Here is a 22,981-nt window from a genome sequence, read left to right as displayed (position 1 = left end):
CCGCTTCCGCTTCCGCTTCCGCTTCCGCTTCCGCTTCCGCTTCCGCTTCCGCTCCCGCCTCCCCCCAAGGAGCTCACCCCTCCGACGCTTCGATTTCGACCTGCGCCTCCGGGCTCGTCGGAAGCTTGATCTCGGGCCCGACCTTTTCGGGCTCGGCGGAAGGTGGCGTGAGGACCACGAGGCTTGCCGGCCTGCATTCGATCGCGACGGGGGTCGTGCCTGCCGCCTCGCCGTCGATGAGTACGTGCTGCGCTGGGTCGGCGAGGATGCGCAGGCGGCGACACGGGAAATAGCCAACCTCGTCGCGCGTCGCGGGCTCGCCGCGCGCGGCCGTGAGAAAGAGGTGAATGCCTGTGGCCACGGCCGCGTTGAGCGTGGTGGCTGCGACGACTGTCACGTCGAGCATTCCGTCGTCGCCGACGAGCGCTGAAGGGCCCTGCGCGAGCACCGTGCGGAGCGGCGCCATGTTTGCCACGGTGACGGCCACGGCGCGGCACCGGACGATTTGCTCGTCGGTTTCGAGCTCGACCTCGAACGGCGCGAGCGTGCTGAGCTTGCGCAGCGCCGTCGCGACATAGGCGAGCACGCCCCAGCGATGTTTGTCCTCCCTCGCCGTATCGGCCACCGTGTCGGCGTGGAGGCCGACCGAGGCGTGGAGCACCATGCAGCGATTGCCGACGAGGGCGGTATCGATGACCCGGCGGTGGCCTGCGAGCAGCGTGTCGCACGCGGCGATCGGGTCTCCTGGGATGCCGAGGGCCGCGGCCAGCGAATTCGACGTGCCACACGGCAGGATCCCGAGCGGCACCTCGCTCTGTGCGAGCACGGCCGCCACGGACGAGACCGTCCCGTCGCCCCCCGCCGCGATCAGCATCTCCGCGCCCGCGTCGAGCGCCTCCCGCGCGCACGCAGACGGGTCCTGGTCGGGGCCCGTGCGCAGGACGTTCAGTTCGAAGCGGGGCGCGAGGATCGCGTGCACGCGGTCGAAGACGTCATCGGCGGCGCTGCCGGCAGCGGCGTTGTAGATGAGGCACGCTTTCATTCCATCGGCTTACCATCTCTCCTCCCTCCTTTGAAAGCGGAACACAACCGGACGGCGTTTGCCGCTTCCGCTTCCGCTTCCGCTTCCGCCGATGGCGGAACGCATCAGGCCGCGTACCGACGAATCTCCACCTCGGCGCCATCCTGAACTGCGCGCTCGGCCATCGCGTACACCTGGGAGGCGACGGCTTCGTCGAGGTAGTACTCACCGCAATTTTCACAAATCGACGCGGGAACGCCTTTGAGGATGACCGTGGTCTCTCCGCGTTGGAGCGTGACCGTGACGAAGCCGGGAGCCGTCTCGCCGTGCTTGCAGAGGATGCAGTTCACCGTGGTTTCCTCTTCCTGGTCTTGAAGTCGCTTTCCCAAAGTGCAGAGTCCGGGATGTACGCGGTGACGACGTGGGCGGTCTCGGTGGCCGAATCATACCCGAACACGACGTGGATGGCACGGCCGTCCACGAAGGCCAGCACGAGGCGGCTGGGAAACGGACGATCGTCCGGGTAGTCGGCGATCGGCTCGCCATGGTCGATGACCGTGCGCACGTCCTCAGGGCGGATACTGCGGGCGAACATCCGGTCCATCGCATGGCCCGAGAACTTTAGCTTCATGGTGGAGTCGGCGTTGTGGAGGGGGCTGCGCCGCGCTCTTTGATCAACTCGGTACGGCGGGTGATGAGTTGGTTGACGGTGCGGGTGACGGTCTCAAGGGCGGGGGAAGGCTGGAGGGTGCCGTCGGCGACGCGGGCGACGAGCACATCGAGGCATTTTTGGAGAACGTCAATGGGCCCTTTCATTTCTTCATGCGGGAAACTGAGCAGCATGCTAGCGGTATCTGCTGTCGTCAGGCAATCTCGCGGTCGCTTCGACCCCGGCCCGAGCGTGCAACCTGCCGACGTAGGACGCGCCAATGCACCCACGAAACCGCCACGACGAACGCGGTTCCGAGGAACACGAGCGGGTCGCCGGTCTGAATGAAGTCGCGTGCGTTCCAGCCGATCACCGCAACCCCTAGCGCGATGAACCAGCGGGGATCCGCGAACCCGGAGACGGTGCAAGCGACGAGCAGAAGAGCCGCGACCGCGGCCGCGCCCCGGTCGACCGTTCCGGGCACGAGGTGCCACGTCGTCGTCGCGAACCAAGCCGCGAGGCGCCACGTCGTCGTCGCGAACGACGCCAGCGCAAGCCCGACGAGCGCCGGCCGAACGGCGAGCGCGCGATCGGTCTTCCTCGCGGCTATCGTGAACGCAGCAACGAGGAAGGGGATCGCGCCCGGAACCGCCATGCCGAGAGCCCACCGGATGCCGATGGGTCCAGGGTAGCGGAGCGTCCCGAGCAGGCCGATGCCGCCGAGGGTGAGGGCTCCCGCCCAGATGAGCACGCGCCGCTGCTGCAGCATCGCGACCGCGAGCAGCACGTACACCACGAGCTCGAGCGCGAGCGGCCCGGCGTAGAGCGCGAGCTCATCGGACGGCACACCGGCGGCGCTGTTGACGGGAAGCCAGTGCACGAACCACCCGAAACGAAGCAGGAGGGCGCCGACGCGAACGCTGGCGAGGAGGGCCGCGCCCAGCACGATGCCCTGTGCGAGCACGACGCGGAACGGTTGGTTTGCGGGCGTCGTCGCGTGGGCACGAATCGCCGAGACGACGAGATCCAACACGTCGCGCGGGTGGGGCCAGGACTGCTCGGCCGTGCACGTCTCGAGCGTGGTACGGACGAGATCTTCCTCCCATCGCGCTCGAAACGACGCGGGAAAGAGGGAGATGAGCGCGCGGATGCGACGTTCGAGGGGGCTCATCGGTGCGCGAGCCTTTGCTTGGCGAGCCCCACGAGGGCCTCCCGCCGTTCGGTTTCTTCGACGAGGACGCGGCGCCCGCGCCGCGTCAGGCGGTAATAACGTCGCGGCCGCCCCTCCTCGATTTCCTCGCGATCGAGCTCGACGTGACCGGCTTCCTCCAGTCGCTCGAGGGCTCCGTACAAAGTCCCGGGGCCGAGCCGGATCGTTCCGCGGCTCAACTCGCTGACCTCGAGAAGGATGCCGTACCCGTGGCGAGGCCGATCCGAGAGCGCGAGGAGAATCAGGTACGTGGGGTCCTGCATCGGTCCTCAACCTATCGCCTCACGATGTATCGGTCAACGATATATGGAGTCCGCCCGCGGCTCCGGACGCGGCGTCGCGCGCGTCTACGTGGACGGAGGATGCTCGCTCTCCTCTATCTTGGCCTCGAGTCGCGCCAGGGCTTGCTCCAGGTTCGTGCGCTGCGAGCGACTCTCGATTCCATACTCGTAGAATCCGTCGTCTCCGCCCAGTTGTTCCGGGTAGCGCGAGCGGAGCCACGCACGCAATCGTTCGCTTACCGAGGCGTGCATGAGGTCGAGCCGCACGCATATGCCCGGTGAGACCCAGCTCCCTCTGTACACGCCGTCGTGGGGGGGTGCATTCGGGATGAGCGGGTGCTTGGGCGCCTGATCGTAACGGTGCGGGGTCCAGCCAACCTCCCAGATCGGACGCGCCGGAACCGCATCGAGCGCGTCAGCGAACGGCAGCAACGCGGGCGAGAGCTTGGAGGGAGGCATTGACATCGGATGCGAGTACCACGCCCTTACGCGCGCGTCGACGCGGGCCGGCAGTCACCTTGCTTCTCGAGAGCGGTACACAATCAGATTTCGCTTGCGGCCCCCGCTTCTCGGGAAGTTCGCTTTGGGGCCTCCCCAAATACCCTGCGAGCCGCCCACGCTTCGCAATGGGGCCTCCCCAAAGACGATCCCGACCGCCCGGACCTGGCGATGGGGCCTCCCCAAAGACGATCCCGACCGCCCGGACCTGGTCATGGGGCCTCCCCAAAGACGATCCCGACCGCCCGGACCTGGCGATGGGGCCTCCCCAAAGACGATCCCGACCGCCGGGACCTGGTCATGGGGCCTCCCCAAAGACGATCCCGACCGCGGGGACCTGGCGATGGGGCCTCCCCCAAGACGATCCCGACCGCCCGGACCTGGCGATGGGGCCTCCCCATGACCGATCCCGACCGCCCGGACCTCCCTTTGGGGCTTCCCCGCTCCATTTTGGAGCACTCAGCGCTCCGTTTTGGAGCACCTCGCACCTGCGGGAAAAACTCGAGAGAGAAACGTCCACGATGTCCGTGACGCGCCATCGTTTTCCGCAGCACCGTGGCAGCGTCGCTCGTGGTAGGCTCGTTCACCCCGGTGCGCAATCGCGACCCGCAATTTCTTCTCGCGGCAGCGCTGCTCCACGCGGCCGTCATCCTCGCGGTGTGGTTCACCGCGTCCTCGCCATCGCCGCGCAACGAGGGTTCGCAGACGGAAGCGCCGGGGCAAGAGCGCGACGAGATCGCTTTCGACCTCGTGTCCGATACGCCAACGCAAAAACCAGAGAAGGCTCCCGCGCCCATCGCCCGCGTCGCGCCGGCGAAAGCGCCGCGCGTCGGACACCACGCGCCGCGACGGCCGACGCACGATGCTCCCGGCGAGGACGCTCCGTATCCCGATCCCGAACCGCTGCCTGCCGCCGGCGCAAACGCGGGCTCACAAGAGGCGCCCGCCGAGCAGCCTCCGACCCTGCCGGGCCTCGACGGCAAGCCGATCTGGGCTGTGCCAGGCGTCCTTCCCGCGCCTGCCCTCGCCGGTCGCGTCTCGTCCGCCCCGCCGCCCGCCCCCGAGGAGCCCACGATCGCTCCCTCGCTGGGACAAAAAGCGCTCGATTACCTCGCTTCGCGCGTGCCGCCGCCGCCATCGGCGTACGAGCGCCGCGATCCCATCCAGCACTTCCCCGCAGCGGGCACGCTCGCCTCGGCCGTCACGGACGAGCTGCGATCTTCGACCACGCCGGCCGAATCCGATACGCACTTCGAGCTCGTCGTCGACGCCCAGGGGCACCTCGTGTCCGTGCACGTCGTCGCGGCGGACCCCGCGCACCGCAAGGCCGCGGAGCACGTGGCCCGCGCCATCGCGGAGCGCTTTTCTGGCCAAACGTTCCCGCTCCCCGATGCGTTCGCGGCGGGCAGCCGCATTCGCGTCGGCGTGAAGAGCGAGGTCGTCTTGCCCAATGGCGCGAAGCACCACGTCTCCGACCCTCGGCTGAGCCTGCCGGGCGTGAGCGTGCCGCTGGGCTCCCAGGAGTATTTGTTCGACGAGCGCTCTCGCCCCGGCTTGGCCGGGGTCCTGCCGAACCTGAATCTCGGGATCGAGCTCTCGTTCAAATTCGACCTCGCGACCCTCGGCTCGACACGCAAGCGCGTCTTGCACACCCGCGTCAACGCCGTGCCGCTCGCCAGCGCGACGCAATGACGCCGATCACGACGTCCGCCCGTTCGCGGGACTCGTCTGCGCGGCTGATGGTCGAAAGCACCCCCGGCTCGGAAAAACGCGAAGGCGTCGTCGTCGGCGCTGACGCGGAGCCCCCGGCAAGCTAGGGTCACGGCGCCGTGAACATCGTCCAGATTCGCAAGAGCGCCCATGCGTCGGGTCGTGATCTCCGCCGTTTCCTGCCCACGACCCGCGCCGAGATGGAGGCGCGCGGCTGGGACGAGCTCGACGTGCTGCTCGTGAACGGCGACGCCTACGTGGATCACCCCGCGTTCGGCGCGGCCCTGATCGGCCGTTTCCTCGAAGCGCGTGGCTTCCGTGTCGGGGTCATCTCGCAGCCGGACTGGCGCACGACGGACGACCTCTTGCGCATGGGGCAGCCGCGGCTCTTCGTGGGCATCACGGCCGGCAACATGGACAGCATGTTGAACAAGCTCACGGCGCAGAAAAAGATCCGGAGCGAGGACCAGTACTCGCCGGGCGGGCGCACGGGGCTCCGGCCGAACCGCGCGACGATCGTGTACGGCAACCTCTGCCGCCGCGCCTTCCCGGGCGTGCCGCTCGTGCTCGGCGGGATCGAGGCGTCGCTCAGGCGGATCGCCCACTACGACTACTGGTCGGACCAGGTGCGCCGGAGCGTGCTGCTCGACGCGAAAGCGGATCTGCTCATTTTCGGGATGGGCGAGCGGCCGGTCTGGGAGGTCGCCGATCGGCTCAGGCGGGGCGAGACCATCCGCGATCTCCACGACGTGCGGGGCACGGCGTACGTGCGGCGCAAGGGCGAATGGGAGGACCTCGAGCCGAGCCGGTTCGTCAGCGACGGCAAGGTGGTGATCCTGCCGAGCTACGAGGAGGTCGTCCGGGACAAGGAGGCGTTCGCCGAGATGAGCCGGCGCTTCCAGTACGAGACGAACCCGGGCAACGGGCGGCCGCTCGTGCAGCCGCACGGCGAGGAGGCGGTGTATTTCAATCCGCCCGCCATCCCGCTCGAGACGAAGGACATGGACGAGCTCTACGACCTGCCCTTCGCGCGCGCGGCCCATTACAGCTACAGCGAGCCGATCCCGGCCTTCGAGACGGTCAAGCATTCGATCGTGACGATGCGCGGCTGCTTCGGGGGCTGCACGTTCTGCTCGATCACGGAGCACGAGGGCCGGGTCATCCAGTCACGCTCGGCCGAGAGCATCCTGAAGGAGATCCGCGCGCTGCGCCGAATGGATGATTTCCGCGGCTCCATCTCGGACCTCGGCGGCCCGACGGCCAACATGTACATGATGAAATGCAAAGACCCCGCGATCGAGAGCAAATGCCGCAGGCTCTCGTGCGTGCACCCCGGGGTCTGCGAGAACCTCGAGACGGATCACGAGCCGCTGCTCGATCTGATGCGGGCCGTGCGCGAGAGCGAGGGCGTGAAGAAGGTCTTCATCGCCTCGGGCATCCGTTACGACCTCGCCGAGCGCTCGCCGGAGTTCATCGAGGAGCTCGCGAAATGGCACGTGGGCGGCCAGCTCTCCGTCGCGCCCGAGCACTCGAAGAAGGACGTGCTCGACAAGATGAAGAAGCCGGGCATCGAGAGCTACGAGCGCTTCGCCGAGCAATTCCAGTGCGCGAGCGAGGAGGCGGGGAAGAACCAGTTCCTCGTGCCGTACTTCATCTCGGGCCACCCGGGATCGGCGCTGAAGGACATGGTGGACCTCGCACTCTGGCTCAAGAAAAAGGGAATGCGTCCGCGCCAGGTACAGGATTTCATCCCGACGCCGATGTCCATGGCGACGTGCATGTATTACACGGGCATCGATCCTTTCACGAAGGCGCCGGTGTACACGGCGAAGGAGATGCACGAGAAGCGGCTGCAGAAGGCGCTGCTCCTTTACTGGGATCCGGCCCATCACGACGAGGCGCGCGAGGCCTTGATCAAGGCGGGGCGCGGGGACCTCATCGGGTCGAAGCCGCATTGCCTGGTGCCGCCCGCCTCCGGGAAGGGCGCGATGCCCATCGCCATGCGGCGCGCCCGCGCGGAACGTGGCAAGCCGAAGGGGCGCAAGCCGACCGAGGTACGGCGCTAGCCTGGAGTGGGCCCCTTGCAGATCCGTTCGTTCAAGCTGCGCGTCGCGGATCGCCACGTGCGCGTGGTGCCGAAGACGGATGCCGAGGGATGCCCGTTCGCAGGCCCCGGGGTCGATCTGCGTGGTGAGCGCGCCGAGCAAGCCCTCACCGCGGCGAGGCCGGTCTTCGAGGCGCTCGCCTCGTTCGAGCCTGGCGTGGTGATCCGCTCGCTCTCCTTCGACTTCGACCGGGAGCGGCTCCTCGCGACGCTCGAGCCGACGACGCCGGAAAGCGATCCGCGGCCGCGCGTGGTGCGCATCGACGGGGGTCCGGCATTACGAACGCTCTTGCCCCTGGCGGCCGCGCTCGCGACATCCCTCGCCGAGCTCGCGAAGCCAGTGCTGGCAGAGCGCCCGAAGGATCACGTCGAGGCGTAGGGAGGAGCGATGACGGAGGCCCTGGCGACGACGCCCGAGAAGACGGACCCGGCGCGCGCCTGGGACGCTCTCGGCCGACTTTTGCATCGGCGCCTGATCCTGATCTACCTGACCGCCTCCGTCGCCGTGACAGGCACCGGGGCGCTCTTCTTCCTGTTCGGTCTCGACTTCAGTGCCTACCAGAAGCAGCTCGTCCTCGGTCTGCTCGCGCCGCTGGCCGCATTGCCGCAGGTGATCGCCGACATCTCGGTGATCGGGCGGCACGTCGCGCCGATCCGCGCATTCTTCGCAGCGCTGCCGGGGCCTTCGGCGAAGTCGCTGGCGGCGCCAGCGCTCGCGCGCGCCTTGAATTTGCCTCTTTACACGGCCGCACGCGTGCTGTTCCTGCACGCGCCGATCCTCGCCGTGTCCCTGACGGTGCTCTGCTCGCTCGCGAACGCGTGGCTCGGGCTGGGGCTCGCGCCGTGGCAGTTCGCCCTCGTCTACGCGACGATCGTGGTCTTCGCCTCAGGCCACGCGATCTACGAGTACCTCGCCGTGAAGTCGGCCGTGAAGCCCGTGCTCCCGCACATCCGCGCGCACGTGGACGAGGCCGCGCGCGACTCCGTGCCGCGGGTGCTTCCCCTCAAGATGCGCTCGCAGCTGCTCTTCGTGTTCGCATTCGTGGCGTGCGTGCCGCTCGCCGCGCTCGGGTTCACGGTGATGCTGAAGCTCGGCCGTCTGCTCGAACGCGTAGGAATGCACGAAGCCGCGTCGATCGAGGGGCCACTCGAAGTGTGGGTGCTCCTGCTCGTGATCGGCGGATCGAGTCTGGCGCTGTTTCTCGCGACGATGCTTTCGCGCGACATCGCAGCCTCAGCCGAGGGGCTCGTCGAGGCCATGCAGCGCGTGGAGCGAGGCGAGGTGTCAGCAGAGCTCGTGGTGGCCTCGACAGACGAGTTCGCCGAGGCATATCGCGGCTTCAACCGGATGACGCACGGGCTCATGGAGCGCGAGCGTCTGCGCGACGCGTTCGGTCGATACGTCGCACCCGAGCTCGCCGAGGAGGTGATGAAGCACGGGGTGTCGATGGGCGGGAGTCTCGTGCACGCAACCGTGATCTTCGCCGACATCCGCGGCTTCACGTCCCTCTCGGAGGCAATGTCGCCCGTGGAAGTCGTGAGCCTGCTGAACCGCTACTTCGCCGCAGTGAGCCCGCCGATCCGCGCCGAAGGCGGGTTCATCAACAAGTTCGGCGGGGACAGTCTGCTCGCCGTGTTCGGCGCGCCGGTACCAGCGTCAGATCACGCCGAACGCGCAGCCCGCGCAGCACTCGGGGTGCGCGCAGCGCTGGCCCGCTTCAACGAGCACGAGGTAGCCGAGGGTCGAGCAGCGCTGCGCATCGGGATCGGCGTGCACACAGGCGAGATGGTAGCCGGGAGCGTGGGGAGCCCCGATCGAATGGAGTACACGGTGATCGGCGACGTCGTGAACGTGGCAGCGCGGATCCAAGGTCTCACGAAGGAGCTAGGGACGGACATCCTGCTCAGCGAGGCCGCGCACGAGCCGGTAAAGGACATCGTAGCGGCGCAGCCAATGCCAAAGGTGGCAGTACGCGGCAAGGCCGAGCCAATCGTGGTGTACGCCGTCGTCGATTCAGCCTGACCGGACCGGGGTTTCACCCCGGACCCCGACCAGGGGTTGTCCACCCCTGGACCCGGACCAGCGCAAGCGCTGGACTCGTGGTCGATGAACTGCGCGATGCGCAGTTCATCGAACGGGCCCGTTGGCAAGACCAGCGACGTCAGCCCTGCTGCCTCGGCTGGCAACGCCGCTTGTGGTCTTGCCCCGTTCCTGTCCGAGAAACCGCGCATCGCGCGGTTTCTCGGCCCTCGGTCCAGGCCGTGGCCTGGTCCGGGGTGCAGGGGGCGGACAGCCCCCGCTGGGGTGCGGGGCAACGCCCCGCTCCGAAACGGATCGACCGCGCGCCGGAATGGAGCGCGCCGCGCGACGGGGCGCCTCGCAAACGGCTGGAACTGCGCGAGCTCGCGCTGGCGCGGTGATTGCTGTTTCAGGGCGGCATGCGAACGATCCCGAACTTTGGCCGTGTCACCGCAGAGCCGCATGAGTTTCTCATTTTGATCCGCGACGGGAAGGTGAAGCGCTCGGGTCAAGGCGTGAGTGTCTTCAAGTGGCCTTCGGACAGCGTCACGCTGATCCCTACTACCATCCAGAAGCTCCAGTTCCGCGCCGATCAGGTGACGCTGGAGAAGGCTGGCGTGGAGGTGACGGGACTTGCGGTTTACCGCATCGTCGAGCCGCTCCTCGCGTATCGGATGATCGATCGGGATCGCAACGGCCTCACCGACATCCTGCGCGAGATGTTCGTTGGGGCCACGCGGCGCATCGTCGCGGGCTTGCGCCTCGAAGAGTGCATCACGCACCGCAAGGAGCGTGTTGCGGCCGCGCTCATGGATGAGATCGCGCCGGTGCTGGCGGGCGAGGGGAGTCTGCAGGATGGAACGAGCGCGGGCTGGGGTGTGGTGATCGACACGATCGAGATCCAGGACGTGAAGGTGCTCTCGCAGGAGGTCTTTACGCGATTGCAGGCGCCGTATCGCGAGAAGCTCGCGCTCGAGGCGCTGCGCGCGAAGGAGGAGGTCGCGGTGGAGGAGAACCGGCTCGCGTTCGAGCGCAAGCGCGCGGCCGAGGATGCGCGGCGCGCGATCATGGCCGAGGAGGAGGCGCGCATCGCGGCCGAGCGCAGACGCGAGATGGAAGCGCTCGAGCACAAGCAGGCCCTCGCGCGGAGGGCGCACGACGAGGAGCTCGCGCGCGCCCGCGAGCGGGCCGAGGCTGAGCAGGCCGAGGCGCGGATCGCGCTCGAGACGCGAAGGGCGGCGGCCGAGCTCGAGGCCGAGATCGAGGCGAAGAAGCGCAGCGTGCCGGAGCTCGGCGAGGCGCGCTTGCAAGAGATCATGCTGACCGAGACCTTGCCCTCGATCGCGAACGCGTTCCGCGCCTCGTTTGATCGCGTCAACGTGACGACGACGGACGGGAGCTTGTTCTCGTTCCTGTCGGCGGGCCTCGATCAGGTGATGGACGTCGCCCGCGCGCGCGGCGCTGCGCTGCCGGGTGTCGTGAAGAGCGAGGCCAAGAAGGATTGACCGCGGGACGGTCCTGCTCCCTTGAGGTATCTCCCTCGAAGCATGCGGCTCTCCCCCGACGACGTTCGCCGCTCCCTCGCCGGTTTGCCGGCGAAGGACAGCCCCTGGATCTCGATGCTGCAGACGAACGCGCGCGCCGCGGCCGTCGCGATTCCGATCCGCTTCACGCCCGATCCGGTGGTGATCGCGATCCTGCGATCGGCCGAGCTGCGCGAGCACGCGAGCCAGGTCGCGTTTCCCGGCGGCAAGCGAGAGCTCGGCGACGTGGATCTCTACGCGACGGCGCTGCGCGAGATGGACGAGGAGGTTGGGCTCGCGGGGGAGGGGATCACGCGGCTCGGGGATCTCACGCCGACGCCGACGTACAACGGCCGGTACTTGATCCATCCGTACGTCGTGGCTGTGGACGAGACGCTCGCGCCGGAGGCGTGCTCGGGGGAGATCGCGCGCATCCTCGAGTTACCGCTCGGCGCGTACCTGCGTGGGGAGGCGCCGCGGGGCGGGGTGATCGTCCCGTGGAACGGCGCGGAGCTCTTCATGCCGCACTTCCGGCTTGATGCGTGCGTGCTTTACGGCGCAAGCGCGGTGATCTTCCACGAGCTCGTCGAGCAGATCGCGACCGGGATCGGGGCGACGCTGCCGCCGCCGATCCTGGAGCACGAGATGCCTTGGGGGGATCGAGAGCCCGTTTGAGGGCCAAGAGGTTCGTTAGAACGAACCGTGGACGAGGACGCCGCTCATGCCGGGACCGACGGTCGGCGTGACGCGCACGCGGCTCGACTTCTGCTCGTCCTGGGGCACGGGCTTGTTGAAGAGCAGCTCCCACACGAGCCCGCCTGCGACCGCCGCGCCGCCGACGCCGAGCGCGATCTTGCCGATGAGGACCTGCGTTTGTCCGAGGACGGCCTGGTCGTACGACGCCTTGTCGTAACAGAACCACTGGCCACCCGAGGTCGCGAGCTGGCCTTCCGTGAGCGGGTTCGTCGCGGTGCTGGGGTCGTTGACCCGGAAGCACCCGTTCTGGCCGTTGATGTCGGCCACGCCCTTCTGCACGCCCGACACGTTGCCGAGACCGACGGGCAAGAGGATCGCGCCCGCGATGAGCGCCGCGCCGCCGACGCCGACCGTGATCCACGGCGCGATGCCGAAGGGTTTTACGGGAGGAGGCGGCGGGAGCTCAGGGCGCGCCGAGCTCGCGGGAGGCGGAGGCGTCGTCGCCGACGCGGAAGCCGTGGACGCCTGGCTCTGCTGAAGATCCTTGAGGTTCTTCACGCGTGTCTGGATCTTCGCCGCGTCCGGCGCATCCGGCGCGCGTTCCAGGTACGCCTCCAGCGCGAAGATCGCGTTCTGCCGATCGCCGAGCTTCTCGTACGCGTTGGCGATGTTCAGCAGCGTGCCGACTGCGTTGCAGTCGAGGTTGAAGACATCCCGCCAGTACTGGATCGCGCGGGCGTACTCGCCACGCTCGTAAAACTGCCTAGCTGCCTTGTGAGCGCCCTTGGCGCCTTCGACGTCCTCTTCCGTTGCCGTCCGGTTGCACTTACCGGCGAACGGATTCTGCGGGCCATCGGCCATGGCCATGCCCGTCGCCAGGGTCACCCCGACGACGAGCCCGACCAGAGATACCCCCTGCGCGCGCGTTCCCCACATGCGGTATTCGTCCTTCGTACCGAGCATAATGGCATGGGCCGCCGTCCGTGAAAAAAAGCGCGAGCACGGTGAGCAGGATGCCGGCGATCCCGGCTCTTCCCCCCTCTTCCCCCCCACCCTCCGGCCCCCGGGCCGGGTCCCGCCCTGCCCGATCCCGGGCCTTTGCCGCCGGTCCCCCCCGCGCCCCCGGGCTCTGGTAACCTCGCCGCGTGCTACCTGAAAAGAAGCAGATCCTAGTCGTGGACGACGAGGCGAACCTGCGCCGCGTGCTCAGCGCGCAGCTCGGTCGGGACGGCTACGAGGTGCACACCGCCGAGGACGGGGAGGAAGCCCTCGCCTTCCTCAAAGAGCACCACATCGACCTCGTGATCACCGACCTCCGGATGCCCAAGGTGGACGGGATGGATCTGCTCCGCGCCGCCATGCGGGACGATCCGACGCGCCCCGTGGTCATGTTGACGGCCCACGGGACGGTCGACAACGCCGTCGAGGCCCTGAAGACCGGCGCCTTCGACTACATCACGAAGCCCTTCGACCAGCACGAGGTGCGCCTCGTGGTCCGCAAGGCGCTGCGCACACGCGACCTCGCGAGCGCCGACGCCTCGCGCGACGTCGCCGTCTCCGCGTCCCCGCGCGAGGGCACCGCGCGCTTCGGCATCATCGGCGAGAGCCAGCCGATCCACGACCTCTACGCGATCATCGAGCGCGTCGCGGATACGCCCACGACGGTGCTCATCACGGGCGAGAGCGGGACGGGCAAGGAGCTCGTGGCGCGGGCGCTGCACGAGAACTCGAGCCGGCGCGACAGGCCCTTCATCAAGGTGAACTGCGCCGCGATCCCGAAGGACCTGATGGAGTCGGAGCTCTTCGGCTACGAGCGAGGCGCGTTCACGGGCGCCGTCGCCTCGAAGCCGGGCCGCTTCGAGCTCGCGTCGGGCGGGACGCTTTTCCTCGACGAGATCGGCGAGATCCCGAACGAGATGCAGGTGAAGCTCCTGCGCGTGCTCCAGGAGAGCGAGTTCGAGCGCGTGGGCGGCATCAAGACGATCCGCGTCGACGTGCGGCTCGTGGCGGCGACGAACCGCGACCTGAAGCGCGAGATCGGCGCGGGCTCGTTCCGCGAAGATCTGTTCTACCGCCTCAACGTGGTGTCGATCGCGCTGCCCGCGCTGCGCGAGCGCAGGACCGACATCCCGCCGCTCGTGTCGTACTTCATCGCGAAGTTCAACGCGCGGCTGCGCAAGAACATCGAGGGCGTCGAGCCGGACGCGCTCGAGCGGCTCTCGTCCTACGGCTGGCCGGGGAACATCCGCGAGCTCGAGAACGTGATCGAGCGCGCGGTGCTCTTCGCGGACGGCGCGCGCATCCGGCTCGAAGATCTCTCGGAGGAGGTGCGTTCGAACGTGGCGCCGGTAGGCGCTGCGACGGCGAGCGCGTCTTCGTCTTTGGAGGGCGCGCGCGCGCCGTCGCCGTCGTCGCCCGATCCGCAACAAGGCGAGACGGGGTCGATCTCGGACGGCCTGAAGGAGCAGGTGAAGGCCGCGATGAGCCGGCTCGAACGCGACCTCATCGTGCGCGCGCTCAAGCAGACGCAGGGCAACGTGACGCACGCGGCGCGGCTGCTCAAGATTTCGCGCAAGGGCCTGCAGCTCAAGATGAAGGAGCTCGGGCTCCGGGAGCGCGAACACGAGTCGACGTGAAGAGAGTCCTCGTCGCCGCCGCCCTGCTCGCGCTCGGCTGTGAAGGCAAGAAGCTCGCGCCCGAGCCGACCGACGCGGGCGAGGAGGCCGATCCGCCGTGGGTCACGGCGGATCGAGAGCCCGAGCCGCGGCCGGGGATGACCTGGATCCCGCCCGGATCGCTCATCGCAGGCACGCCGCCCGAGAAGCTGCCGCGTGTCCCCGACGAGGAGATGGCGGGCGAGCAGGTCGTGATGTCGGGCTTCTACATCGACCTGTTTCCGTACCCGAACGAGCCCGGCGCGATCCCGACGACGAACGTGACGCAGGCCGAGGCGGCCGAGCTCTGCGAGACTCAGCAGAAGCGGCTCTGCACGGAGCTCGAATGGGAGCGCGCGTGCAAAGGTCCGCAGAACGCGGCGTACCCGTACGGCGACACGTACAGGCCGACGACGTGCATGACGGGCTCGATACGGACGCTCGTGCCGAACGGCGTGAACGCGGGATGCAAGAGTGCGTTCGGCGTCCACGATCTGCACGGCGGCGTGTGGCAGTGGACGGCGAGCCAGTGGCGCCGCGACGCGACGAAGACGAACCTCGGGACGACGCGCGGCGGGAACGCGCCGCAGGGGGAGCTCGTGGGCCGGTGCGCGAACGGCCGCGGCGTGCGGTCCGACGTGCGTCGCGCCGACGTGGGCTTCCGCTGCTGCGCGGGCGAGCCGAACAGCTTCGAGGTGGTGCTCAACGTGAGCCGCGGCGCGCCGCTCACGTTCCACCCCGCGGACACGAAGGCCGAGCTCGCGCGCGCGCTCGCGCCGCTCGTGCCGGACGAGATCCGCGCGGTGAAGAAGCGGAAGGCCGACGATCAGTTCGAGATCGAACGGATCTGGATGTGGCACCCGCTGGGCAACGAGGAGCTCGTGCTCGGCGGCGGCTGCGTGAAGGCCGCGGATCACGCGCACTGCGGGGTCGTCGTGGCGCGCATGCGGTTCGATGCGCCGGTCTCGATGGCCTTCGTGCCGACCGAGCTCTGGCAGCCGACGGTGGGCGAGACGGAGACGTCGCGCGAGCTCTTCGTCTACGGGGGCGACGACAACGGCGCGTTCCGCAGACGCGTGTCGTACGAGTGGGGGAAGATCGGGATCGGGAACAAGGAGCGCAAGAGGAAGCGCAAGGGCAAGAAGGAGCCCACCTGGTGAAGGTCACTGCGGCGCGGGCGGGACGAGGAAGAGGATCTCCTTGGGCGCGCCGAGCAGGAGCTCCGAGGGCGCGATGCCGTTCTGCGCCTTGATCGTGAGCGTGGCCTTGAAGATCTGCGCGGTCGCGTTCTGCGGGATCGTGGTGTTCGGCGTGGGCACGATCTTGAAGCAGATCTTTTGACCAGGAACGATCCCGAGGGCGGTCTCGTTCACGCCGTCCTGCGCCTTCACGAGTCCCTTCGCGCCTGACCAGACGTCCTTGAGCTGCTGGACGGCGTTCAGCGAGAAGCACGGTACGCCGGGCTCGGCCGCGTCGTTGCCGCCCGACGCGTTGATCGAGATCTGCGTGACGAACGTGTCCACCGAGTCGATGGGATCGGCGAGGCTCGCGGTGGCGAGGGCGCGGATGTCGAAGCGGATCGACTTGAGGAGGGCCTTGATCCCGTTGTCGAGGGTGATGTCGTTGAGGCCGCTGCCGTCGGTGCTGATGTCGAAGATGAGGCGGCAGGTCCCGCCAGGGTTGTCCGAGGTCGCGGGGCCGTCGGGGACGATGAACGCGCCGTTCGGGCCTGTGCCGCACTGCATGCCGCCGAACGCGGAGGGCGGGACGAGCGAGCTCGTCTGATCGGCGATGTACGCGAGGTCCTCGTAGGGATCGCCGCCCATGCGCACGCCGTTCGACGAGGAGATGCCGATGATTCGCGCGCCGCGTTGCTTCATCGCGCCGACGAGCGTGTCGACCGTGGGCGTGGGGAAGGGGGCTTGGCCGTTGAAGTCGTAGGGATCGTGGAGGCTACTCGCATCGAGGGAGCGCCGACCGTTGTGGAACGGAGCATCGGTGATCGGCACGAGGATCGGGAGCGCGCCGTCGCGGAAGCGTAGCGATCCATAATGGCCGCTGGGCGCGCCCGCGGGCGTGAGCTGACCGCCCGGCCAGAGGAGGTAGGCGTCGGTGAGCGCGCGGTACATCGCGGCGACGTGTGACTCCGGACCGTCGCCGCCGTCGTGCACGTTGAGCGAGAGGACCGCGGCGAGGTTGTCCGCGAGGACGGTGCTCACGTATCCCGAGGCGCCCGCGACGTAGAACGGCTGATCGACGCCGGCGGTGCCGTACGTGCCCGTCGGGAAATCGTCGAAGCCCGCGATGCCGACGGCGAGGTCGGGGATCGACGCCTTGAGCTTGGTGATGATCGCGCCGAGGTTGCTCTTGAGGTTCTGGATCTCGCCGCCCATCGTCGCCGTCGTGTCGACGAGGAAAGCGACGTCGCCCTGGTTCAAGTTCGTACGAAGTGGAACGATGTTCTCGGCCGGCGAAGGCGCGCCGAGGTAGGGCAACACGAAGTAGAACTTGCCGAGCGTGCCGGGCGTGACGAGCTGATCCCGCGGATCCGAGCCGAGCTCGCGCTCGATCAGATCCGAGGTGCCGTCGCCGTCCGTGTCGGCCTTCGTGCGATCGGTCTCGAGCGGGTCGAGCAGGCAGTTGAGGTTTTTGTCCTCGTCCTTGTCGAGGATGCCGTCGGCGTCGGCGTCGAGGTCGAGGAAGTCGTACTTGCCGTCGCTGTCGGCGTCGGGCGGCGGATCCGCGACCATGTGCAGCGGCCCGGCCTCGCAGAAGTCGGAGAGCCCATCGGCGTCGCTGTCGTTGTCGCGGAACGCGGGCTTGCCATCGCCGTCGGGATCGGCGAGCCCTTCGAACGCATCGCCGATCGTGTCGTTGTCGCTGTCGGCGTCGCACAGATCGGGTAGCGCGTCGCCGTCCGTGTTGATGGCGACGCCCATCGCGAGCTCGACGGTGTCCGGGAGCGAGTCGTCGTCGTTGTCCGGATCGGCGTAGTCGGGGACGCCGTCGCCGTCGGTGTCCGCGGGGTTCGGCGCGGGCTTCTGCGGATCGTAGGGCGTCTGGTCGGGGTAGATCTCGAGCGCGTCGGGCAGGCCGTTGTCGTCGCTGTCCGTATCGCGGAAATCGGGCGGCGCGGTGCCGTCGGAGTTCTGCGGATACGCGCAGCCGACCGAGGCCGTTTGACCTTCGAGCGCGTCGGGGAGCGAGTCGTTGTCGCTGTCCGTGTCGAGGTAGTCGGGCGTGCCGTCGCCATCCGTGTCGACGCCCTGATCCTTGCCCTCGACGATGTCGGAAATGCCGTCGAAATCCGCGTCGGGCGGGCAGTTGCTCATGGGGGCGCCGCCCATGCCGCCGGCACCACCAGCGCCGCCTGCGCCGCCTGCGCCGCCTGTCCCGCCGGCACCACCTTCGCCGCCAACGCCGCCGCTGCCGCTGGACGAGCTCGAGGACGAACTGCTCGACACGCTCGAACTGGAGGAGGCGCCGGCATCACCGCCCGCGCCGCCCGCGCCGCCGGTGCCGCTGCTGGACGCGCCCGTGGGCCGATCGATGCCCGAGTCCGGCGTGCAGGCGACGCCGAGCGCACCCCCCGCTAGCAAGAGCCCGAGAACAGAAGCCCATCGCCCCCGGCGGATTTTCAGGTCAAGCACTGGACTGCGTACAGGATATCCTTGCCGCCGCCCGCGCGAAAGGGCAGCGGGCATGCGAAGCCCTTCGCGTTCACCCTCGAAACCATCGTGACGACGTCGACTCCACCGAGCCTCACCGGTGCGCCAGCAGCGCGCCGCACTCCCGGGCCGCCTCGTGGGCGTCGCAGGAGACGCTTGCTCGCCGCGGTCGCGTTGTCCCGGACCCGGCTCGGGCGCACGGCGCTTTCGCGCATCGGCCTCGTGGGCGGAGCGCTGCTCGGCGCAGCGTTCGCGAGCCTCGCGATCGTGCTTCGCGTAACGGAAGGAACGAGCGCGCCGCTCGAAGGTCTCGTCGGCCTCGGGGCCGCGTCGATCACGCTGGTGGCGGCAGCGCCGACGACGATCGCCGCTGCGAGTGATCGGACCGCCGAGGATCGCGAGGCCGGGATCGAGGCGCTCGCGGCGACGCACGGGGTGCACGCGCAGAGCCTGCACGTCGTGCGGTGGATCGCGTCGATGGTGCAGATCGCGAGGGCGATCGCGCTGCCGCTCGTCGGGCTCGCGCTCGTGACGGTCGCGCTGTCGAGCTCCGGATCCATGGCGATGCGGAGGATCGTGTTCGCGCTTGGGCTGTTCGCTTTCTCGGCGATCGCCGGGGCCACGCTCGGGACGATCGCCACGTTCGCGGCGCGCATGGGCGGGCGCCGCGGCAGGGTCCTGCTCGCGGCGATCGTGATCGTGCCGTGGATGCTCGCGGAGCTCGCGGGGCGCGGCTCGTACTCGATCCCGGGCGCGCTCTCCGCGCTGCTCTCGCTCCTCGTCGACGCAGGCCGCGGCGGAGCAGGCGCATGACGATGCCGCGTTCGCCCATGATGCCGCCGCCGCGGCTTTTGCTCGAAGGCATCCATGCGCGTGATGCGGCGGCGCCGCGGGGGGCTTCCCGCGGGAGCCTCGCAGGTCTGAACCTCGCGCTCGGTGCAGGGGTGTTTGCCGTCCTGGGGGCGCCCGAGGACGGCACGCTCGCGCTTTCCGAGGTGATCTCGGGTGCACGCGCTCCCTTGCATGGACGTGTCTTGATCGAAGGACAATCGCCCGCGCGTTCGCCTTTGCTGCGGGCCCGGATCGGCGCGCTCGCCGCGGAGCCGACGCTCCCGGATGCGCGCACGGTCGAGGCGTGCGTCGCGCTCTCGCGGAAGGCGCGTGGCGAGTCGACGACACACGCCGGCGACGTGCTCGATCCGTTCGGCCTTGGTCACCTCGCGCGCCGGGAGCCTCGATCGCTCTCGTTCGCCGAGGCGCGCGCGGTGGAGCTCGCGCTCGCGCTCACCACGCCGTCGCCGCTCCTCGTTTCGCTGCACGAGCCGCTCTCCGACGTCGCGCTCAACCTGCTCGGCCTCGTGCGCGAGCGGATCCGGGCGCTCGCGCTCGGCGGCGCGTGTGTCGTGGTGACGACGTCCTCGCCCGCGGATGCGCGCGCGCTCGGGGATCGGGTCCTCGTGCTGCACAAGGGGATCGTGCTTGGGGAGGCCGACGCCGCGGAGCCTCTGCCGGGCGGCGAGCCCGCGCTCGTCGCGTGGGTGCGGCCCGCGGACGATGCGAGCGAACGATCGCCGGTGCGTGTGCTCGCGCGCTTGCTCTCCGATCGACCGGAGGTGCGGGCCGTCGCGTGGAGCGAGGCCGCGGGGCCGTATCCGCAAGCCGCGGAGCTGCGTTTGTCCGGGGAGGACCTCGACGCCTGCGCGCTCGCGCTCACGGACGCCGCGGTGGAAGCAGGCGTCGTGATCGAAGCCGTCGCGCCGGCGTCGCCTGGCATCGTGCAGGTGCGCGCCGCGGCCGAGGCGCTCTTGACGTTCCGCCGCGCCGCGGGGCTCGCGCAGAGGCCACCCGTCGCGCTCCCGGCTGCGAGGAGTGCGCGGGTGCCGGGAGCCCTCGCGCCCGTCGCGCCGGAGGCGGTCCAGGCCGTCCCGAGCGAGGCGCCGGCCGCGGAGGCGCCTCCCGTCACGACCGACATCGCGGAAAAACCGGGTGATCCCGGCGAACCACGGGGAGGATTATGACGTCGCAGCAAAGGCCAGAGGCCACGTTGCCTCGCGGCGCGAGCGCCTTCGTGGGCATCTCGCTCGGGGCCGCGATGGGGGCTCGCAGGCTCATGGGGCGCGGCGTCGTGCTCACGGCGATCCTCGCGCTCGCGCTCGCGCTCGCCGGCGGGCTCATCGAGCGCCGCGTGACCACGGCCGCCGCGGTTGATCGTTCGCTCGCCGCGACGTTCCGCCTCGTCGTCCCGCTATTCTGCTTCGCCCTCGCGGCGCGCGCATGTGATCGCGTGAAGCTGCGTGACGCGGCCTGGCCCGTCGCGCGGTACGGCGCTTCTCGTCGCGACGTCGCGCTCGGGATCGGCGTGGCGCTCGTGATCGCTTCGGCTGTGAGCTCTGCGCTGCTCGCCCTCGTCGCCGTCGCGTCCGCGCAGTCGGCCGCGGCGCCGCCGTTCGCGCGGGATGCCTTCACGAGCGGCTGGATCGGCGCCCTCGTCGGCGCGGCGTACGGCGGCTGGTTCGCGTTCGGCGCGACGTTCCTCGAACGTGGCCGCGGGCGCCTCGTGCCGCTCGTCCTCGACTTCCTCTTCGGCAGCGGCGCGGGCCTCTTCGCGGCGCTCCTGCCACGCGCGCACGGACGCAACCTGCTCGGCGGTGAAGGACCGCTCGGGCTCTCGCAGCCGCAGAGCTCCGTGGCTCTTCTGCTCATGGCGATGCTGCTTCCGGTGTTCGCTGCGTCGAGGTGTCGCGAGTGATTGTGTCCGCGTTGATCGTCGATCGTTCGTCCTCCAAGCTTCTCGTTCACACCCGCGCGAGCGGGATGCTGGCGCGTCTCGCGCACGACCTCGAGATCACGGCGTCCGTGTTCTCCGGTCGCGCCACGCTCGAAGGCGAGGGGTTTTCCGCGGAGCTCGTCGTGCCGGTCGCCGCGCTGCAGGTCGTGGGGACGTTGCATGGAGAGCGCGTCGATACGTCGGCGCTCTCGTCCTCGGATCGCTCGGACATCGAGCGGAAGATCCGCGACGAGGTGTTCCCGGGGACGAAGGAGGTGCGTGTCCACGCGAAGGGCACGTCACGGGATCGCGCGGAGGTGACGGTCGAGGTTTGGAGGGGTCGGAGCTCGCTGCCGGTCTCGCTGCGCGTGACGGAGGAAGCGGGCCGGACGCGTGTCTCCGGACGCACCGCGCTTTCGATGATGCGGCTCGGCCTTCGTGAGGTGAAGGGGCCGCTCGGCGCGTTCCGGATCCGCGACGAAGTCGAGGTTCTCTTCGACGTTACTCTGCGTCCGGAAGCGTAGGCGGCGAGACCTCGGGCGCGGCTTGCCCGCGCTCGCAGGGCCCGTGGATCTGGTAGGGCTTGCCGGAGATGCGCTTCATGAGCGCCTTGCCTTGCCAGCCGAGGTAGCCCTTGCTGAAGCGCACGGCGTCCGCGGGCGAGAGGTACGGGTTCTTCGTCTTGCCGATCTCGACGAGCGTGAGCACCTGCTCGGCCACGCTGACGGGACAGCCTTCGAGGCGCAGCGGCTCGCTCGGATCCGTGGTGGCCATCTTCCGCATCACGGTCACCGCCTTCGCGAAGATGTCGTCGTGTTTGGCGTGGTACGGGTCCTTGTGGGCGCGGTCCTTGTAGAGGCTCTCGACGTTCACGAGGCGGCCGTGGAGGTTGCCCGACCACTTCGCGCAGTCGCCGATGAACACCACGCGCTCGCCCGGCGCCGCGTCGATCTTTCCTTCGTAGGCGCCGAAGACGATGTGCATGCGCGGCATCTTCTCGTCGCACTGCTCGTCGTAGAGACGCAGGATCTCGATGGCCTCCTCGAGCGCGCCCGGACAACCGCCCCAGCAGTAGTCGGTGCGCTCCGGCTCCGGCGGCGGGCCGGCGTACGCGGTGATGTGCGAGCCCTCGAAGTACTTCTCGACGCGCACGAGGCCGACCTTGAAGCCCTTGGCCATCGCCTGCGCCTCTTCGAGCGTCACGTCGCCGCTGATCTCCAGCGCGTCGAGATCGAGCGAGCCGAAGCCCCGCTCGGACGCGAGGCGGAGGTGATCCACGGTGTAGGGATCGACGCCGATGATGTGACAGCAGAGCGCGTCGAACGCGGCCTGCGAGTTGCCCATGATGACGAGCCCGAGCTTGCGCGGGATGGGCGTGAGCATGCGGCCCTCGCCGGCGACAATCGCGTCGATGGCGATGAACTGCGGCTGAACGATGTACTGGAGGTCCGCGATCTTCTCGTCGAGCCGGTGGTCGTGGTCGATGAGGCGGTGCCGATCGTCCTGGATGCCGATGTAGTTCTTCATGGAGAACGTCACGGTGGTCCAGGGGTGGCTCTTGAACTTGGGGCAGTTGACGAAGAAGTCGGCCTTCGCGACGGGCTCGGGCGTGAAGAGGTAGTCGCGCAGCCGCTCCTTGTGGGTGAGTCGGATCTCGACCTGCGGCTCCTCCTCGAAGTGGTAGTGCTTCACGCCGGTGCGCTGGAGCATCGGGTAGTAGCCCGCGCCGTCGAAACTCATGCGCGTGGGGAGCGTGATGCCGCAGCGCTCGCCGAGAGCGAGCTCCTTCACGCGGCCGTCGTTCCGGTCCTGCAAGGCGCGCAGCACGCCCTCCAAAAACTCCGGCCGCGTGTACGCGTGCGGGAACGACGGGCCCGACGCGACGCAGTTCGGCTTGACCAGCGTGCGGCCGTGCGGCCGGAGATCCAGCTCCTCGAGCCCCTCCCGAACGATCCGGCGGATCTGCTCGACGTCGTAGGTGGGGCAACGGCGAATGATGACCCGGGGGCGCGACGCGATCTTCATGTCTTCGAGCCTAGGGGGGCCCGTCGGATCGGGCAATGCCGTCAGCCAGGCGACGCGAACCCCTGGAAATGTCGCGCGATCGAGGAATCGCTTTACATTTGTTCATGGGTCTGGAATACAGACCCCGGGTGGACACGAAAAACCTCGATCCGGCA

At 69.0% G+C, this 22,981-nt stretch carries 22 protein-coding genes; 12 read left to right on the top strand and 10 right to left on the bottom strand.

Annotated features, from left to right (window positions below; genetic code table 11):
- Positions 1-73 precede the first annotated feature (73 nt).
- From KEG57_RS34385 to KEG57_RS34355, 7 genes are all read right to left on the bottom strand, one after another.
- Positions 74-1,042: a YegS/Rv2252/BmrU family lipid kinase gene (locus KEG57_RS34385; protein ID WP_272421734.1), complete on the bottom strand. Its 969-nt coding sequence runs from the start codon at positions 1,040-1,042 to the stop codon at positions 74-76.
- A 104-nt stretch (positions 1,043-1,146) separates the two neighbouring features.
- On the bottom strand, positions 1,147-1,371 hold the full coding sequence (locus KEG57_RS34380; protein ID WP_272421735.1) for a type II toxin-antitoxin system MqsA family antitoxin: 225 nt from the start codon (positions 1,369-1,371) through the stop codon (positions 1,147-1,149).
- On the bottom strand, positions 1,368-1,652 hold the full coding sequence (locus KEG57_RS34375) for a DUF4258 domain-containing protein (RefSeq protein ID WP_272421736.1): 285 nt from the start codon (positions 1,650-1,652) through the stop codon (positions 1,368-1,370). The genes KEG57_RS34380 and KEG57_RS34375 overlap by 4 nt, the downstream gene beginning before the upstream one ends.
- Positions 1,649-1,864 (bottom strand): hypothetical protein, encoded by a 216-nt coding sequence (locus KEG57_RS34370; RefSeq protein WP_272421737.1) that lies wholly within the window; start codon positions 1,862-1,864, stop codon positions 1,649-1,651. The genes KEG57_RS34375 and KEG57_RS34370 overlap by 4 nt, the downstream gene beginning before the upstream one ends.
- A gap of 20 nt (positions 1,865-1,884) precedes the next feature.
- Positions 1,885-2,841: a hypothetical protein gene (locus KEG57_RS34365; RefSeq protein ID WP_272421739.1), complete on the bottom strand. Its 957-nt coding sequence runs from the start codon at positions 2,839-2,841 to the stop codon at positions 1,885-1,887.
- A complete protein-coding gene (locus KEG57_RS34360) occupies positions 2,838-3,143 on the bottom strand; it encodes a PadR family transcriptional regulator (RefSeq protein WP_272421740.1) in 306 nt (101 codons plus the stop codon). The genes KEG57_RS34365 and KEG57_RS34360 overlap by 4 nt, the downstream gene beginning before the upstream one ends.
- Before the next feature lie 84 nt (positions 3,144-3,227).
- Positions 3,228-3,626, bottom strand: coding sequence for a hypothetical protein (locus KEG57_RS34355; RefSeq protein ID WP_272421741.1), 399 nt, complete (start codon positions 3,624-3,626; stop codon positions 3,228-3,230).
- A 588-nt stretch (positions 3,627-4,214) separates the two neighbouring features.
- Between KEG57_RS34355 and KEG57_RS34350 the strand changes: the two genes are divergently transcribed.
- The 6 genes from KEG57_RS34350 to KEG57_RS34325 all read left to right on the top strand — a co-directional run bounded on the left by KEG57_RS34350 (position 4,215) and on the right by KEG57_RS34325 (position 11,691).
- Positions 4,215-5,351 carry a hypothetical protein gene (locus tag KEG57_RS34350; protein ID WP_272421744.1) on the top strand — a complete coding sequence of 379 codons (1,137 nt, stop codon included), beginning with the start codon at positions 4,215-4,217 and terminating at the stop codon, positions 5,349-5,351.
- A gap of 137 nt (positions 5,352-5,488) precedes the next feature.
- Positions 5,489-7,435, top strand: a complete 1,947-nt coding sequence (locus tag KEG57_RS34345; protein ID WP_272421745.1) for a YgiQ family radical SAM protein — start codon at positions 5,489-5,491, stop codon at positions 7,433-7,435.
- A 15-nt stretch (positions 7,436-7,450) separates the two neighbouring features.
- Positions 7,451-7,852: a hypothetical protein gene (locus KEG57_RS34340; RefSeq protein WP_272421746.1), complete on the top strand. Its 402-nt coding sequence runs from the start codon at positions 7,451-7,453 to the stop codon at positions 7,850-7,852.
- 9 nt (positions 7,853-7,861) lie between these two features.
- Positions 7,862-9,496, top strand: coding sequence for an adenylate/guanylate cyclase domain-containing protein (locus tag KEG57_RS34335; RefSeq protein ID WP_272421747.1), 1,635 nt, complete (start codon positions 7,862-7,864; stop codon positions 9,494-9,496).
- A 416-nt stretch (positions 9,497-9,912) separates the two neighbouring features.
- On the top strand, positions 9,913-10,998 hold the full coding sequence (locus tag KEG57_RS34330; RefSeq protein ID WP_272421748.1) for an SPFH domain-containing protein: 1,086 nt from the start codon (positions 9,913-9,915) through the stop codon (positions 10,996-10,998).
- A gap of 42 nt (positions 10,999-11,040) precedes the next feature.
- Positions 11,041-11,691 carry an NUDIX hydrolase gene (locus KEG57_RS34325; RefSeq protein WP_272421750.1) on the top strand — a complete coding sequence of 217 codons (651 nt, stop codon included), beginning with the start codon at positions 11,041-11,043 and terminating at the stop codon, positions 11,689-11,691.
- Between the two features lie 15 nt (positions 11,692-11,706).
- Here KEG57_RS34325 and KEG57_RS34320 read toward each other — a convergent pair whose 3' ends face one another.
- Positions 11,707-12,648 (bottom strand): tetratricopeptide repeat protein, encoded by a 942-nt coding sequence (locus KEG57_RS34320; RefSeq protein ID WP_272421752.1) that lies wholly within the window; start codon positions 12,646-12,648, stop codon positions 11,707-11,709.
- A gap of 209 nt (positions 12,649-12,857) precedes the next feature.
- On the opposite strand from KEG57_RS34320, the gene KEG57_RS55795 reads away from it, so the two are divergent.
- Together KEG57_RS55795 and KEG57_RS34310 are read left to right on the top strand one after the other, a co-directional pair.
- Positions 12,858-14,348: a sigma-54-dependent transcriptional regulator gene (locus tag KEG57_RS55795; protein WP_272459211.1), complete on the top strand. Its 1,491-nt coding sequence runs from the start codon at positions 12,858-12,860 to the stop codon at positions 14,346-14,348.
- Complete coding sequence (locus KEG57_RS34310) at positions 14,345-15,526, top strand: formylglycine-generating enzyme family protein (protein WP_272421754.1); 1,182 nt, start codon at positions 14,345-14,347, stop codon at positions 15,524-15,526. The genes KEG57_RS55795 and KEG57_RS34310 overlap by 4 nt, the downstream gene beginning before the upstream one ends.
- A gap of 3 nt (positions 15,527-15,529) precedes the next feature.
- Here the strand turns inward: KEG57_RS34310 and KEG57_RS34305 are convergent, their stop codons facing one another.
- Entirely contained in the window at positions 15,530-17,965 is a 2,436-nt protein-coding gene (locus KEG57_RS34305) for a hypothetical protein (RefSeq protein WP_272421755.1), read from the bottom strand.
- 225 nt (positions 17,966-18,190) lie between these two features.
- On the opposite strand from KEG57_RS34305, the gene KEG57_RS34300 reads away from it, so the two are divergent.
- The 4 genes from KEG57_RS34300 to KEG57_RS34285 are packed head-to-tail and all read left to right on the top strand — an operon-like array spanning position 18,191 to position 21,325.
- Entirely contained in the window at positions 18,191-18,847 is a 657-nt protein-coding gene (locus KEG57_RS34300; RefSeq protein ID WP_272459210.1) for a hypothetical protein, read from the top strand.
- Positions 18,844-20,052 (top strand): ATP-binding cassette domain-containing protein, encoded by a 1,209-nt coding sequence (locus KEG57_RS34295; protein WP_272421758.1) that lies wholly within the window; start codon positions 18,844-18,846, stop codon positions 20,050-20,052. Before KEG57_RS34300 ends, KEG57_RS34295 begins: the two co-directional genes overlap by 4 nt.
- Positions 20,049-20,783 carry a hypothetical protein gene (locus KEG57_RS34290; RefSeq protein ID WP_272421759.1) on the top strand — a complete coding sequence of 245 codons (735 nt, stop codon included), beginning with the start codon at positions 20,049-20,051 and terminating at the stop codon, positions 20,781-20,783. Before KEG57_RS34295 ends, KEG57_RS34290 begins: the two co-directional genes overlap by 4 nt.
- Positions 20,780-21,325, top strand: coding sequence for a hypothetical protein (locus KEG57_RS34285; RefSeq protein ID WP_272421760.1), 546 nt, complete (start codon positions 20,780-20,782; stop codon positions 21,323-21,325). The genes KEG57_RS34290 and KEG57_RS34285 overlap by 4 nt, the downstream gene beginning before the upstream one ends.
- Here the strand turns inward: KEG57_RS34285 and KEG57_RS34280 are convergent.
- A complete protein-coding gene (locus KEG57_RS34280; RefSeq protein ID WP_272421761.1) occupies positions 21,303-22,826 on the bottom strand; it encodes a DUF362 domain-containing protein in 1,524 nt (507 codons plus the stop codon). The two genes, KEG57_RS34285 and KEG57_RS34280, sit on opposite strands and share 23 nt — an antisense overlap.
- Between the last annotated feature and the right edge of the window lie 155 nt (positions 22,827-22,981).

Source organism: Polyangium jinanense, assembly GCF_028435365.1.
The sequence above is the reverse complement of the archived record's forward strand: the minus strand, read 5'-3'. Positions and strand labels throughout refer to the sequence as shown.